General features: G+C 32.6%; 14 protein-coding genes and 1 riboswitch. Of the genes, 12 read left to right on the top strand and 2 right to left on the bottom strand.

Going from position 1 to position 15918, the window contains the following annotated elements; genetic code table 11:
* Positions 1–88 precede the first annotated feature (88 nt).
* From argC to V8G69_RS05860, 10 genes are all read left to right on the top strand, one after another.
* Positions 89–1072, top strand: a complete 984-nt coding sequence (argC, locus tag V8G69_RS05905) for an N-acetyl-gamma-glutamyl-phosphate reductase (RefSeq protein WP_394880900.1) — start codon at positions 89–91, stop codon at positions 1070–1072.
* A gap of 11 nt (positions 1073–1083) precedes the next feature.
* Complete coding sequence (gene proC / locus V8G69_RS05900) at positions 1084–1878, top strand: pyrroline-5-carboxylate reductase (RefSeq protein ID WP_394880899.1); 795 nt, start codon at positions 1084–1086, stop codon at positions 1876–1878.
* A 1-nt stretch (position 1879) separates the two neighbouring features.
* On the top strand, positions 1880–3004 hold the full coding sequence (locus V8G69_RS05895; protein WP_394880898.1) for an aspartate aminotransferase family protein: 1125 nt from the start codon (positions 1880–1882) through the stop codon (positions 3002–3004).
* A 49-nt stretch (positions 3005–3053) separates the two neighbouring features.
* Entirely contained in the window at positions 3054–4250 is a 1197-nt protein-coding gene (locus V8G69_RS05890) for a glutamate-5-semialdehyde dehydrogenase (protein ID WP_394880897.1), read from the top strand.
* A gap of 3 nt (positions 4251–4253) precedes the next feature.
* Positions 4254–5018, top strand: a complete 765-nt coding sequence (gene proB / locus V8G69_RS05885) for a glutamate 5-kinase (protein ID WP_394880896.1) — start codon at positions 4254–4256, stop codon at positions 5016–5018.
* A gap of 8 nt (positions 5019–5026) precedes the next feature.
* On the top strand, positions 5027–5965 hold the full coding sequence (locus V8G69_RS05880; protein ID WP_394880895.1) for an acetylornithine carbamoyltransferase: 939 nt from the start codon (positions 5027–5029) through the stop codon (positions 5963–5965).
* Complete coding sequence (argB, locus tag V8G69_RS05875; protein WP_394880894.1) at positions 5958–6740, top strand: acetylglutamate kinase; 783 nt, start codon at positions 5958–5960, stop codon at positions 6738–6740. Before V8G69_RS05880 ends, argB begins: the two co-directional genes overlap by 8 nt.
* 1 nt (position 6741) lies before the next feature.
* On the top strand, positions 6742–7809 hold the full coding sequence (locus V8G69_RS05870) for a M20 family metallo-hydrolase (RefSeq protein ID WP_394880893.1): 1068 nt from the start codon (positions 6742–6744) through the stop codon (positions 7807–7809).
* Positions 7810–7943: 134 nt separating this feature from the next.
* Positions 7944–9218, top strand: coding sequence for an argininosuccinate lyase (gene argH, locus V8G69_RS05865; protein ID WP_394880892.1), 1275 nt, complete (start codon positions 7944–7946; stop codon positions 9216–9218).
* Positions 9219–9238: 20 nt separating this feature from the next.
* Complete coding sequence (locus tag V8G69_RS05860) at positions 9239–10207, top strand: bile acid:sodium symporter family protein (RefSeq protein WP_394880890.1); 969 nt, start codon at positions 9239–9241, stop codon at positions 10205–10207.
* 78 nt (positions 10208–10285) lie between these two features.
* Here V8G69_RS05860 and leuB read toward each other — a convergent pair whose 3' ends face one another.
* Positions 10286–11404 carry a 3-isopropylmalate dehydrogenase gene (gene leuB, locus V8G69_RS05855; protein ID WP_394880889.1) on the bottom strand — a complete coding sequence of 373 codons (1119 nt, stop codon included), beginning with the start codon at positions 11402–11404 and terminating at the stop codon, positions 10286–10288.
* Between the two features lie 16 nt (positions 11405–11420).
* Complete coding sequence (locus V8G69_RS05850; protein WP_394880888.1) at positions 11421–12596, bottom strand: 2-isopropylmalate synthase; 1176 nt, start codon at positions 12594–12596, stop codon at positions 11421–11423.
* A gap of 148 nt (positions 12597–12744) precedes the next feature.
* Here V8G69_RS05850 and V8G69_RS05845 point away from each other — a divergent pair, with 148 nt between their 5' ends.
* A complete protein-coding gene (locus V8G69_RS05845; protein ID WP_394880887.1) occupies positions 12745–14295 on the top strand; it encodes a hypothetical protein in 1551 nt (516 codons plus the stop codon).
* Between the two features lie 88 nt (positions 14296–14383).
* Positions 14384–14504: riboswitch (SAM riboswitch) on the top strand.
* Between the two features lie 123 nt (positions 14505–14627).
* Positions 14628–15902, top strand: coding sequence for an O-acetylhomoserine aminocarboxypropyltransferase/cysteine synthase family protein (locus tag V8G69_RS05840; RefSeq protein ID WP_394880886.1), 1275 nt, complete (start codon positions 14628–14630; stop codon positions 15900–15902).
* Positions 15903–15918: the final 16 nt, after the last annotated feature.

Below are 15918 nucleotides of genomic sequence, written 5' to 3'. Positions count from 1 at the left end.
AATCGCATGATTTGTGATAAGATATTTTATACGATGTCTCAATCGTTCCTCATTTCGACATGACTATAGAACAAAAAATATCATAAGAATGAAAAAAATAGAAGTTGGCATTATTGGAGGAGCAGGTTATACAGCTGGAGAATTGATTAGACTATTGATGTTTCATCGTGAAGCAGAAATCAATTTTGTTTACAGCACATCAAATGCTGGAAATAAAATTTGTAAAGTGCATCAAGATTTAGAAGGTAGTTTAGATTTAAAATTCACTGATACAATCAATCCAAATGTCGATGTATTGTTTTTGTGTTTAGGTCACGGAAATTCAGTAAAGTTCTTAAAAGCAAATTCTTTTTCAGATAAAACAAAAATCATTGATTTAGGAAATGATTTCAGATTAGAGAAAGATAAATTTTTTGACAATAAAACTTTTGTTTACGGATTGCCAGAACTTCAAAAAGAAGCCATTAAAAAAGCGGATTATATAGCAAACCCAGGTTGTTTTGCTACGGCTATTCAATTGGCCTTATTGCCATTGGCTGAGAACAATTTAATAAATAGTGATGTGCATGTAAATGCCGTTACCGGTTCAACCGGAGCAGGAACTTCGTTGTCTGAAACAACTCATTTTACTTGGAGAGATAATAATTTTTCATATTACAAACCATTTACACATCAGCATTTGGGTGAAATCAATCAATCGGTCAAGCAATTACAAGAAAGCTTTTCATCAGAAATTGTTTTTATGCCAAACAGAGGAAATTTTTCCAGAGGCATTTTTGCAACTGTTTATACCAATTTTGAAGGCACATTAGAAGAGGCGAAAAATCTATATAAAACCTTTTATCAAGATTCAAGATTTACTTTTGTTTCTGATGAAGATTTGCATTTAAAACAAGTTGTAAACACCAACAAATGCTTGATTCATTTGCACAAGCATAATAATAAATTACTTATTACAAGTATTATTGATAATCTATTGAAAGGTGCTTCTGGACAAGCTATTCAAAACATGAATTTGATGTTTGGGTTTGAGGAAACAGAAGGATTGCAATTAAAAGCCAATTATTTTTAAAAATAGAAATTATGAAAATAGCAATCATAGGAGCTGGGAATTTAGGAAAATCCATAGCAAAAGGACTAATAGCAACTGATGCTATTTCATCTTTGTATTTAACCAAAAGGAATACAGAACACCTAAAGGAATTTGAAGGTTCAAAAGGTGTAACATTAACTTCTGATAATGCTTTAGCTGTAAAGAATTCGGATATTTTAATTTTTGCAGTTCAACCATCTCAATTTGAAAATATTTTAAAAAAGTTAGAACCTTTTTTAACTGAAAATCATGTGATTATTTCAACCATTACAGGTTATTCTATAGCAAGAATTGAATCTGTTATTGGTATAAATAAATTTGTAATTAGAGCTATGCCAAATACAGCAATTTCTGTTGGGCAATCCATGACTTGTGTAGCTTCTAATGAAAAAGGTAAAGAGAAAGTAAAACTTGCCTTGGAAATTTTTAATCGCCTTGGGCGTTCACTAGAAATACCTGAAGAACAAATACAAGCAGCAACAGTTATTTGTGCCAGTGGCATTGCGTTTTGGATGCGATTAATTCGCGCTACAACACAAGGAGCCATTCAGTTAGGTTTTGAAGCCCATGAAGCACAGGAATTAGCCATGCAGACCTGTTTTGGAGCTGCAAGCTTGTTAATTGAATCTGGAAGCCATCCAGAGCAAGAAATAGATCGTGTAACAACACCAAGAGGATGTACCATTGAAGGTTTAAATGAAATGGAACATCAAGGTTTAAGTTCATCCTTAATTAAAGGGATTGTTGCATCCTTTGAAAAAATTAACCAAATTAAAAAGAATTAAAATGCCATTATTTGACGTTTATCCATTATACAATGTCACTCCAGTATCTGGAAAAGATATGCACGTTTATGACGATGCAGGAACAGAATATTTAGACCTTTACGGCGGTCATGCTGTAATTTCCATTGGGCATTCACACCCCAATTATGTTAAAGCCGTTACTAATCAAGTATCAAAACTTGGGTTTTACTCCAATGCCATTCAAAATCCGTTACAAGTTGAGTTAGCCGATAAAATTGAAACACTTTCAGGTTGTAAAGGGTATGAATTGTTTTTATGTAATTCAGGTGCTGAAGCTAATGAGAACGCTTTAAAATTAGCGTCTTTTAAAACAGGGAAATCTAGGGTTATAGCTTTTAACAATTCATTTCACGGACGTACATCGGCAGCCGTTGCTGCCACCGATAATGCCAATATAGTGGCGCCAATCAATGCACAACAAAAAGTCACTTTTTTAGCTTTGAATGATATTGAAGGTGTAAAAAATGAATTGGAAAAAGGCGATGTTTGTGCCGTTATTGTTGAATTTATTCAAGGAGTTGGAGGTTTAGATCAAGGAACTGCTGATTTTTTTGAACAAGTAGATGCACTTTGTAAAGCAAACAATACCTATTTTATTGCAGATGAAGTGCAAGCGGGTTACGGACGTTCAGGAAAATTCTTTGCGTTCCAACATTACAAGGTAACACCAGATGTTATTTCGATAGCAAAAGGTATGGGTAACGGGTTCCCTATTGGAGGGATTTTGATCCATCCAAGTATAGAAGCAAAATATGGAATGCTAGGAACCACATTCGGTGGAAATCACCTTGCATGTGCAGCTGGTTTAGCGGTTTTAAACACCATTGAAGAGGAAAAACTCATTGATAATGTCAATGAAATTTCGGAGTATTTTATTTCGAAAGCGAAAACCATTCCACAGATAAAAAATATTAAAGGGAAAGGTTTGATGCTAGGTTTGGAATTCGATTTTGAGGTAGGTGAATTAAGAAAGAAACTTATTTATGAGTATCATATTTTTACTGGAGGTGCTTCAAATAAAAAATTAATAAGAATATTACCACCGTTAACAATCAAAAAAGAACATGTTGATCAATTTTTTGAAACATTAAAAAAGGCATTATAAAGAATAAGGCTTTTTGAATTGTCAATTTGATTGACTAAAAAACAACAAAATGAATACCCTATTATCAATTGAGACAAGAAACGAAGTATTACTTAAAATGGCAGAGCTTTTGGAACAAGAAAGAGATGCTATTATTAAAATCAATGAAGCAGATTTAGAGGCTTATGATGGTGATGATATTTCTATGTACGACCGTCTAAAAGTGGATGATTCTAAGATAGATGAAATGATTAAGTCTGCTACACATTTAGCATCTCAAGATGACCCTGTTGGAGTGGAGCGTTTCAGTTTTAAGCATGATAATGGGATGCAAGTTTATAATAAAACGGCTTCGTTTGGAACGGTTTTGATTATATATGAATCGCGTCCAGATGTAACTGTTGAGGCGGCAGGTATTGCCTTTAAATCGGGGAATAAAATTCTATTAAAAGGAGGAAAGGAATCTTTAAAATCAAATCTAAAAATTGTTGATTTGTGGCATCATGCATTAAAAAGTCAAGGCGCATCAACAGAATGGGTAGAATATTTGCAATTCAACAGAAAAGAAACCCAAACCTTTTTAGAAAAACCAACCCAAAAAGTAGATTTGATTGTGCCTCGTGGTGGTGAGCGTTTAATTGCTTTTGTAAAGGAACATGCTACTTGTCCGGTTATTATTAGTGGTCGTGGTAATAATTTTGTTTATGTACATAAAGAGGCAGATTTAGACCTTGCTTTAAGCGTAATTATAAATGCCAAAACAACAAAAATTTCAGCTTGTAACGCATTAGACAAAGTGTTGATTGATACAAATCTTCCAAATAAAGAATCTTTTATAAAAGCATTGATTTCAAAACTGAAAGAATTTAAGGTGCAGATTTTAGGTGATGATTCTATTTCAAAATTTGAAGGCATTGAAGCTATTGAATCAGACGATATTTGGTATCAAGAATTTTTAGATTATAAAATAGCCATGGCCGAAATAGAATCCAATGAAGATGCTATTGCTATGATAAATAAATACTCAGGCGGTCATTCTTCATCCATAATAACTACAGATAATGAAGTTGCTAAATCGTTTATGGAAAATGTAGATACGGCTGCGGTATATCATAACGCTTCAACACGATTTACAGATGGTGGACAATTAGGATTAGGAGGAGAATTGGCTATAAGTACAGATAAGTTGCACCAACGCGGACCTATTGGTTTGCAGCATTTGGTGACTAATAAATGGTACATCCACGGTAATGGACAAATACGATAAAGTATGCAAAAGAAGAAAAGAATACTGCTTAAAATAGGCTCTAATACGCTAACCAAAGAAACAGATAATATTTCTAGAGGGAAGATTGAAGATTTAGCTAGTCAAATAGCACATTTACAGGATACGTGTGAGTTTATAATTGTAAGTTCTGGCGCTATTGCAGTTGCTAAACAGTTTGTAAAACTGGAAAGCAAAGGAAAAGATATTAATGTTAAACAAGCCTTGGCATCTATTGGTCAGCCGCATTTAATTCGGATTTATCAGGAGATATTTAGAGAGTATGGTTTATTGACATCACAATGTTTGTTATCGTATTCTGATTTTGAAAAGGAACAAAGCAAGACCAATATAGTTAACACAATCAATGTACTTGTTAATAATAATTACATTCCTATCATTAATGAAAATGACACGGTTGCTACCGATGAGATTAAATTTGGTGATAACGATAAATTAGGAGCTTTAACAGCATCACTTTTAAATGCCGATTTGTTTATTATTGCAACAAATACTAATGGAATCTATACCAAAGAATCCATGGAAAATGGTATTCCAAAAACCATTAAATTGGTAGAAGATTTCAAGCATTTGGAAGATGAAGTTGTGAGTTCAAAATCATCACATGGCACAGGCGGTATGCAATCAAAAGTAGATGCTATTTTAGTGGCAAAAAAAGCTAATATAGAAACATGGATTGTAAACGGACTGGAAGATAATTTTATAATGAATGCATTCAATGATAAAGTGCCGTTTACTAAAATAAAATAAGACTAAAAATGAAGAATTACACCTCCATACACGATATAGATAACATCCATTCTTGGATTGAGGAAGCAAAAGCTTTAAAGGCAAATCCGTTAAAGCATATTGCATTAGGAAAGCATAAAACTTTAGGGTTGTTGTTTTTTAATTCCAGTTTGCGTACACGTTTAAGCACACAAAAAGCAGCGTTAAATTTAGGAATGGATCCTATAGTTATGAATGTTTCGGGTGATGCTTGGGGTATTGAATTTGGAGATGGAACGATCATGAATGGTAATACCGCAGAGCACATCAAAGAAGCGGCAGCTGTTGTGTCCCAATATTGTGATATTATTGCAGTAAGAGCTTTTCCATCTTTAACTGATAAAGAGAAAGATGAAAGCGAACAGGTCATGAATGCCTTTGTAAAATATGCCTCTGTGCCCATTGTAAATATGGAAAGTGCTACTGGTCATCCGCTTCAAGCGTTAACAGATGCCATTACCATTTCAGAGCATGCAAAAGTTTTAAAACCTAAAGTAGTTTTAAGTTGGGCACCACATGTTAAAGCGTTGCCACATGCCGTAGCCAATAGTTTTACTCAAGCTATGCAAAAAATGGATGTGGAGTTTGTTATTACTAATCCGGAAGGTTATAATTTAAATCCTGAAATAACAGGAAACACACCAATAATTCATAACCAAGAAGAAGCCTTTAAAGATGCAGATTTTGTTTATGTTAAAAACTGGAGTTCTTATGAGAATTACGGAAAAGTTGAGAACACTGACCCTAATTGGATGATTACCAAAGAAAAATTAGGTAATGCCAAGTTTTTGCATTGTTTGCCTGTAAGACGAAATCTTATTGTTGAAGATGCCGTTTTAGATAGTGATAGTTCTTTGGTTATTCAACAAGCCAATAACAGAACCTACGCAGCTCAATTGGTGTTGAAAAAAATATTAGAAAATGCTTAAAGAAAAGCTATCCATAGTAAAAATAGGAGGTAATATTATCGAAGATGATACCTTTTTAAAAGCATTTTTAAAGCTGTTTGGTAATTTAGAAGGAAATAAAATTTTAGTGCATGGTGGTGGTAAACGAGCTACAGCTATTGCTTCTAAATTGGGTATTGAATCTAAAATGATAAATGGCCGACGTGTTACCGATGCAGAAACTTTGGAAGTGATTACCATGGTTTATGGTGGTTTAGTCAATAAAAATATCGTAGCCCAATTACAGGCTTTAAAAATTGACGCCATTGGATTAACTGGAGCTGATGCTAATAGTATCACTTCAGATAAGCGACCTGTAAAAGAAGTAGATTTTGGCTTTGTGGGCGATGTCAAAAAAGTAGCATACAAGTCTATAGATAAATTAATCCAAGCAGGTTTTACACCTGTTTTTTGTGCGATTACACACGATGGTAACGGACAATTATTAAACACCAATGCAGATACTATTACTTCGCAATTGGCTGTTGGTATGAGCCATTTATATGAAACATCTATTTACTATTGTTTCGAATTGAATGGTGTTTTAAAGGATATTAATGACAAAAATTCAGTTATAAAACATATTGATTCTAAGTTGTATTCAGAACTTTTGGAGCAAGGAATTATTGCAGATGGTATGCTTCCTAAGCTAGAAAACTGTTTTGATGCTTTAAACCATGGCGTAAAAACTATAAATATGGGAAACACAAATATGTTAACCCAAGAGAATGATAATTTTACAAGAATAACTTTATAATATGGCGATACAAGAATTAACCAATGATGCGATAGGGCTGTTAAAGCAATTAATAGAAACTCCTTCTTTTTCTTCTGAAGAAGATCAAACAGCATCTCATATTGAAGCTTGGTTAAAAAAATATCAAATAGCATATAAAAGAACACTTAATAACGTTTGGGCTGTTAATAAACATTTTGACGAAAGCAAGCCAAACTTATTACTTAATTCGCATCACGATACTGTAAAACCCAATACAGCTTACACTAAAGACCCATTTAAAGCCATCGTTGAAGATGGTAAGTTGTTTGGTTTAGGCAGTAACGATGCTGGTGGTTGCTTGGTGTCGTTAATAGCAACGTTTACCCATTTTTATAATCATAAGGATTTAAAAAATAATTTGATTTTGGTCGCTTCTGCGGAAGAAGAAAGTAGTGGACCAAATGGGTTGAACAGTATGCTGAAAATCATTCCAAAGATTGATGTTGCCATTGTTGGTGAACCAACGTTGATGAATTTAGCAGTTGCCGAAAAAGGTCTGGTGGTTTTTGATGCTAAAGTAAAAGGAACGGCAAGTCATGCAGCACATCCCAATGATGATAATCCTATTTATAAAACCATTGAAACCTTGCAATGGTTTAAGGATTTAAAGTTTGAAAAGACTTCGAAAGCCTTAGGAGATGTAAAATTAACCGTCACTCAAATCAATGCAGGTAAGCAACATAATGTGGTGCCAGCCGATGTAGAAATGGTTATCGATGTACGTGTAAACGATAAATATACCAATGCAGAAATAGCCGAATTTTTACAAAAAAACGCACCTTGTGATAGTATCATACCACGTAGCTTACATCTAAATTCATCATCAATTCCAGTAGAGCATCCATTGGTGAAAGCAGGAATAGCTTTAGGAAGAACCACATATGGATCACCAACTTTATCAGACCAAGCGTGGTTGTCTTGTCCTTCTTTAAAATTAGGACCTGGCGATAGTCCACGCTCTCATTCAGCGGACGAATTTATTCATTTGCATGAAATTGAAGAAGGAATAAAAATATATATAGAATTGTTAAATCGCGTAATTGTTTAACAGTTCTGTCTTTATTGCGAAAGCAGGAATCTTATAATAATAATATGAAATTGTCAGGTCGAGCGCAGTCGAGACCTAATAAACTTAAAACCTCTCGACTGCGCTCGAGGAGACATAAATAAAAATCATTACTCATGAAACTCTGGGACAAAGGCATATCAATCGATAAAAAAATAGAACAATTTACTGTTGGAAACGATAGGGAAATTGATGTTCATATAGCAAAATACGATGTTATTGCATCTAGAGCTCATGCCAAAATGCTACAAAAAACAGGTATATTAACTACCAATGAGTTAATTGAGTTATTAGGCGGATTAAAAAAATTAGAGAACCAAATTGATAATGGCACTTTTGTGATTGATTCACAATTTGAAGATGTACATTCTAAAATAGAGTTCGAATTAACTAAGACCTTGGGAGACGTCGGTAAAAAAATCCATACGGCACGTTCTAGAAACGACCAAGTTTTAGTAGCCCTTCATTTATATTACAAAGAGAATTTAGAGTTGGTAAAAGAAAAAACCCAAACGTTTTTCAATACGCTTTTGGATCTAGCCGAAACACATAAAAACAAAGTTTTACCAGGTTACACCCATTTACAAGTAGCTATGCCATCATCTTTTGGGTTATGGTTTTCTGCCTATGCTGAATTAATGATTGACGATGTGTATTTAATAAATGCAGCCATCAAAACAGTCGATCAAAATCCGTTGGGTTCTGCAGCAGGTTACGGTAGCTCATTCCCAATAGATAGAGAGTTTACGACTAAAGAAATGGGTTTTGAAACGTTGAAATACAACGTAGTGGCAGCACAAATGGGGCGCGGTAAAAATGAGCGTACTATTGCGGCCGCATTAGGAGGTTTGTGTAACACCATGGCACGTTTTGCTATGGATACCTGTTTATATATGAGTCAGAATTTTGGATTTATTTCATTTCCTGATGAATTGACGACTGGTAGTAGCATTATGCCACATAAAAAGAATCCAGACGTGTTCGAATTAATACGTGGTAAATGCAATAAAATACAGGCGTTACAGACTGAAATGATTTTAATAACCAATAACTTACCAAGTGGTTATCACAGAGATTTTCAGTTGTTAAAAGAAAACATGATTGCTGCTTTTGAGGAAGTTAAAGACATTCTGGATATTTTCAATTACTCAATTCAACAAATCATTGTAAAAGATATTGATGTGCACAACGATTTGTATAAATACCTGTTTACGGTTGATAATATTAATACATTAGTTGTTGAAGGACAGACATTTAGAGAAGCCTACCAGAAAATTGGCGGACAAGTGCAAGATGGAACCTACGTTCCGGATACATCTAAAAAGCACACACATGTTGGGAGCATCCATAATTTGTGTTTAGATAAAATCAAAGCAAAGTTTCCTAGTTAAGGATTTCTATATTTATAATTATGAAAATAAAGATTGATAAGTTTGTTCTATTTATAATTGTAGTAATAGGAGTTGCTTATCTCTTTCCTCATTGGGGTTCAAAAGAAAGTCAAATTCCCCTAAAGACTATCAGTACTTTGGGAATTTCTTTAATTTTCTTTTTTTATGGACTTAAATTGAGTCCCGATAAGTTAAAAGCAGGACTTAAAAACTGGAAATTACATGTATTAGTTCAAGCAACTACGTTTTTAATTTTCCCCCTTATTGTTTTAGCATTTCACCCATTAATACAAACACAAGAACAAGAAATCTTGTGGCTGGCTTTCTTTTTTTTAGCAGCATTACCATCTACGGTATCATCATCAGTTGTTATGGTTTCTATCGCAAAAGGCAATATTCCTGCTGCGATATTTAATGCAAGTATTTCTGGAATTATAGGCATTGTTGTTACACCACTTTGGATGGGTTTGTTTGTACATAGTGCACAAACAGATTTTGATTTTACTGAAATTTACATAAAGCTTATTGTACAAATTATTTTGCCAGTTGTTTTTGGTATTATTTTACAACGTTATTTAGGAAAATTAGCCAATGAGCATAGCAGTAAAATTACTTTATTTGATAAGTCCGTTATATTATTGATTATTTATAGGAGTTTTTCTGAATCTTTTGATGAGCATATATTTAGCTCGGTTTCATTATCAGATTTGTTGTTCTTTTTTACAGCTGTATTATTTTTGTTTTTTATTGTATTTACTCTAACAGGATATGTTGCTAAAAAATTAAATTTTAACAAAGAAGACCAAATTACTACACAGTTTTGTGGCACAAAAAAATCATTGGTACACGGCACTGTTTTTTCAGCTATTTTGTTTGGTAATATGGCAACTATTGGTATTATTTTATTACCTCTTATGCTGTTTCATGCTATTCAAATATTAATTATAAGTATTATAGCTTCAAAATCAGGAAGATTAATGGTTAAGTAGTAAACAAAAAAAGAGCATTATTTAAATGCTCTTTTATAATCCATAATATTTATTGGTTTGTGTGACTAACTCAAATATTTAAATGATTGTGGACTGTCCTAAATGTATGTTTGTAAAGTTTAAGTTTGTTTCTTCTGGGTTATTAATAAAATCTTCAATAAAATCACCAACCTTACTTGTTGAAATATTGTCATATTTAGTGTTTAAATCTGGAGTGGTTATATGAAGGTTTAAAGATTTATCAATGGCTCTTCTTACTAAGGCCGCTTCTTCTAATAATCCAAAATGTTCAAGTAGCATGGCGGCTGATAAAATAGATGCTATTGGGTTTGCAATACCTTTGTCTGTAGCTTTTGAATAAGCACCATGAATTGGTTCAAACATAGAATATTTTTGGCCCAAGGAAGCCGATGCCAATAAGCCAATAGAACCTACAATAACACTGGCTTCTTCAGAAAGAATATCACCAAACATATTTTCTGTTAAAATAACATCAAACTGTCTAGGGTTAACCACCAATTGTTTTGCTGCATTATCAATGTACAAAAAGTCTAAAGTTACATCTGGATATTGTGGAGCAAGTTCTAGTATTACTTTACGCCAAAGTCTGGAACTTTCAAGAACATTAGCTTTGTCAACTAAAGTGATTTTTCGTTTTCTTGATCGAGCTGCTTTAAATGCTAAATGTGATATGCGTTCTATTTCAAATCGGGTGTATCTGCAAATATCAGATGCAGTGTTACCATCATCACTCAATGTTTTTTCACCAAAATAAATACCACTTGTTAGTTCTCTGTAAATAACAATATCAGCATCTTTTATGAATTTTTTCTTAAGTGAGGATTTTTCTAAAAGGTCTTCATAAGCTACTACTGGTCTTATATTTGCAAATAAATCAAGTTCTTTTCTCAAATTTAAAAGACCTTGCTCTGGTCTTACTTTTGCAGTAGGATCAAAATTGTATTTATGTTCTCCAATAGCGCCAAATAAAACGGTATCTGCATTTTTACATAAATTAATTGTTTCGTTTGGTAAAGCAACTCCTGTTTTAGAAATAGCTACACCGCCAATTAAACCATATTCAAAAGTAAATATGTGGCCAAATTCCATTGCTATGGCTTTCAAAACCTTTACAGCTTGTGCTATAACTTCTGGACCAATTCCATCACCTGGTAAAACAGCTATATGTAATTTCATTTACTTTAAAATATTTTTATGCTGAAATAATTTCTTTATAAACTCTGCTTGATTCTATAATTTGATGAATATCAGAATCATCTATTTCTTTCTTTTTGTCAGCAAAATCTAAAAAGTTAGAATAAATCTCATCTAACTGTAATTTGGTTAATTCATAACCAATGTTTTTTGCTCTGTAAGCCAATGCCGCTCTTCCACTTCTTGCAGTAAGCACAATGGACGATTCTGTTACACCAACATCTTTTGGATCTATAATCTCATAAGTTTCGCGATTTTTTATCACGCCATCTTGATGAATTCCAGAACTATGGGCAAATGCATTAGCACCAACAATGGCTTTGTTTGGTTGTGTGTAAATACCCATACTATCAGACACTAATTGACTAATACCATATAGCATTTCTGTTTTAATATTAGTATCTAAATTAAGGTAAGGATGTTGTTTTAAAATCATTACCACTTCTTCAAGAGCTGTATTTCCTGCACGTTCACCAATTCCATTAATAGTGCACTCAATTTGTCGCGCACCATTGATAACACCTTCAATGGAGTTTGCCGTTGCTAAACCTAAATCGTTGTGGCAATGGCAAGATAAAATGGCTTTATCAATACCTGTTACGTTTTCTCTTAAATATTTAATTTTAGCACCATATTCGTGTGGTAAACAATACCCCGTTGTGTCTGGAATATTAAGCACAGTTGCACCGGCTTTAATGACTGTTTCGCAAACTCTTGCTAAAAATTCATTATCCGTTCTTCCTGCATCTTCTGCATAAAATTCAACATCTTCAACAAAGGATTTTGCATACCTAACGGCTTCAAAAGCACGTTTTAAAATGTCTTCACGATTGGATTTAAACTTAAATTTAATATGCGAATCAGAAGTTCCAATACCGGTATGAATTCTTGCTCTTTTAGCATATTTTAATGCTTCAGCGGCTACTTTTATATCATTTTGAACAGATCTTGTAAGTCCACATACTGTTGCGTGTTTAATTAATTTTGAAATTGCTTCTACCGATTTAAAATCACCAGGACTAGATACAGGAAAACCAGCTTCAATGATATCAACACCTAAAAAATCAAGTTGTTCAGCAATCACTAATTTCTGCTCTGTATTTAATTTACAGCCAGGAACTTGCTCTCCATCTCTTAACGTTGTATCAAAAATTTGTACGTTCTTATCTAACATTTATTAAAATAAATTTTCTTATTGTAATACGAATGTATATTTTGGTTTCGGAAATGTAGAATTCATCATGTTTTAATTACGATGTTTAACCTATGTTTAATTGATTTAAAATATTGTTTTTCAGTTATTTAATACTAGTTTTGCAACTATGACAAAAGAGCAAAAAGATAATTTGTTTGTGTTAATAAAATCACTGTCAAAATCAGAAAAAAGGCAGTTTAAGCTTTATGTAGGAAGATTAGGCGTTAATGAAGACTCAAAATTTTTAACCCTTTTTAATATACTTGAAAAGCTTCCGTTTTATGACGAAACAGCAATTCTTAAAAAAGGAATTGTTAAGAAACAACAATTATCAAATTTAAAGGCGCATTTATATAAGCAAATTCTTATTTCCTTAAGGTTAAATCCGTCACATCAAAACATAAGAATTCAAATACGTGAGCAATTAGATTTTGCCACAATTTTATATCATAAAGGATTATACAAGCAAAGTTTAAGAATATTAGATAAAGCTAAAGGTTTAGCCATTGCCAATGAAGAAAAAAATATTGCTTATGAAATTGTAGAGCTTGAAAAAGTTATTGAATCTCAGTATATTACTAGAAGCATAAGTAGTAGGGCTGATGAATTAACCATTCAAGCAAAAGAGCTAAGTCAACAAAATGTTTTGGCCAGTAAATTGTCTAATTTATCACTTCAATTATACGGTTTATTTCTCAAAACAGGTTATGTAAAAAATGATAAAGAGAATAAAAGAGTTACAAAGTACTTTAATGACAGAATGCCCAAATGTGACATTAATACATTGGGTTTTAGAGAAAAATTGTGGTTTTTCAAAGCACATTTGTGGTATAGTTTTTTAACTCAAGATTTTTTATTATGTTATAAATATTCAGCCAAATGGGTGACTTTATTTTATGATAATAAAGATCAAATTGTTTTAAATCCTGTATTTTTTCTTAAAGGGAATCATTATTTGTTAGAGTCATTATATTATTTAAGGCATTACGAAAAATTCAAAGAATCACTTCAAAGATTAGAATCTGTAACCAAGGAAAGTTGGTTTCCGGTCGATGATAATTTAGAGGGGCTGGCATTCTTATATATTTACAATAATAAATTCAATTTACATTTTATTGAAGGTAGCTTTAAAGAAGGCTTGCCTATGGTAGATAAGGTTTTAGATAATTTAAAAAATTATCAGGACAGAATTGATGAGCATCACATCATGGTGTTTTATTATAAAATTGCAAGCCTTTATTTTGGAGCAGGAGAAAACAAAAAATGTATTTTCTTTTTAGAAAAAATAATAGACAATAAATCTCTTGAAATGAGGGAGGATTTATTGTGTTTTGCTAGAATTTTAAATCTTGTTGCACATTATGAGGCTGGTTTAGATTATAACTTGGAAACCCTCATAAAAAGTACTTTTAAGTTTTTAATTAAGATGGAAGATTTATATGAAGTGCAAAAAGAATTTATTAAGTTTTTAAGAGGTTTAGGCGACATTTATCCAAATGAAGTTAGAGGAGAATTTATTAAACTTCATCAAAAATTAAAACAATATGAAGATGACCCATATCAAAACAGGGCATTCTTGTATTTAGATATTATTTCATGGTTAGAATCTAAAATAGAATCAAAACCAATAAGCGTCATTATTAAAGATAAATTTGAAGCCAGTTTAGCAAGGAAATAAGCTTTTTATTAATTTTTTTCAAAAAAATTAGGATTTTAAATATTTCTAACTGAATATTTGCACTCACAAAGTTCAATAACTTATTGAAATGTTATCAAGAAAGGCGGAGGGATTAGACCCAGTGAAGCCTTAGCAACCCTTTATTCGTAAAGAAGGTGCTAAATTCTACTTAAGCTGTTTATTTATTAACAGATTTAGATAGATAACCAAACGAAATTACTTTATTTAATTTCGATAATTTCTTTTTAACATTTTTCTATTAAGTACATCAAAAATTTGATGCATTTGACTTTTGGTTTAATTATTTATTAACTCAAAAAAAAATTAGAAAAATGAGTACACAAAAATTCGCTACTAATGCATTGCATGCAGGACATGATGTATCTGCAAATGGAGGAACAAGAGCGGTTCCAATTTATCAAACAACGTCGTATGTTTTTAATAATACAGAACATGCGGCAAACTTATTTTCATTAAAAGAGCTGGGGTTTATTTATACTCGGTTAAATAATCCTACAAACGATATTTTGCAACAGCGTTTAGCTTCCATAGAAGGCGGAATTGGAGCAGTAGTTTTTGCTTCAGGAACGGCGGCCATTTCAACAGGATTGTTAACTCTTTTAAAAGCTGGAGACCACATAGTTGCTTCCAGCAGTTTGTATGGCGGAACCTATAATTTATTAAAAGTAACGTTGCCAAGATTAGGTATCACTACTACATTTGTTGATGCGGATAAACCAGATAATTTTGCAAAAGCAGTACAAGACAACACAAGGGCATTCTTTGTTGAATCTTTAGGAAACCCAAAATTAGATGTGTTAGATTTAGAAGCTATTGCAGAATATTCTAAGAACGCAGGTGTCCCTTTTATTGTAGATAACACGGTAGCAACACCAGCACTTCTAAATCCTATAAAACATGGTGCAAATATTGTAATCCATTCGTTAACAAAATATATTGGCGGACAAGGAAATTCTTTAGGCGGAGCCATTATTGATGCCGGAACTTTTAATTGGGCAAATGGAAAATTTCCCGAATTTACAGAACCTTCAGCGGGTTATCATGGCTTAGTTTATCATGAAACTTTAGGAGCTGCCGCTTATACATTTAAGCTTATTTTAGAAGGTTTAAGAGATTTTGGTGGTGCATTAAGTCCGTTTAATGCTTTTCAAATAATTCAAGGATTGGAAACATTACCTGTAAGAATAAAGCAGCACAGTGAAAATGCTTTAGAACTTGCAAAATGGCTTGAACAACAAGATGAAGTGGCTTGGGTAAACTATCCAGGTTTAGAATCAAGTAAATATAAGGCTTTGGCTAATAAATATTTGCCAAAAGGGCAAAGCGGAATAATTACCTTTGGGGCAAAAGGTGGTTACGAAGCAGCAAAATCAATTGCAGATAATTCCAAATTATTCTCTTTATTGGCAAATATTGGAGATACAAAATCGCTAATCATACATCCTGCAAGTACAACACACCAACAGTTAAGTGATGCTGAACAGGAATCTACAGGAACCACTAAAGATTTAATTAGATTGAGTGTTGGTATAGAAGATATTGAGGATTTAAAAGCTGATTTAAAAGAAGCTTTTAGTAAAATTTAAATTAAAATAATCCATT

It is taken from the genome of Gaetbulibacter sp. M235, assembly GCF_043876835.1.
Lineage (GTDB): Bacteria > Bacteroidota > Bacteroidia > Flavobacteriales > Flavobacteriaceae > Yeosuana.
Note: the sequence above shows the minus strand (reverse complement) of the source record. Positions and strands in the feature narration are given on the sequence as shown.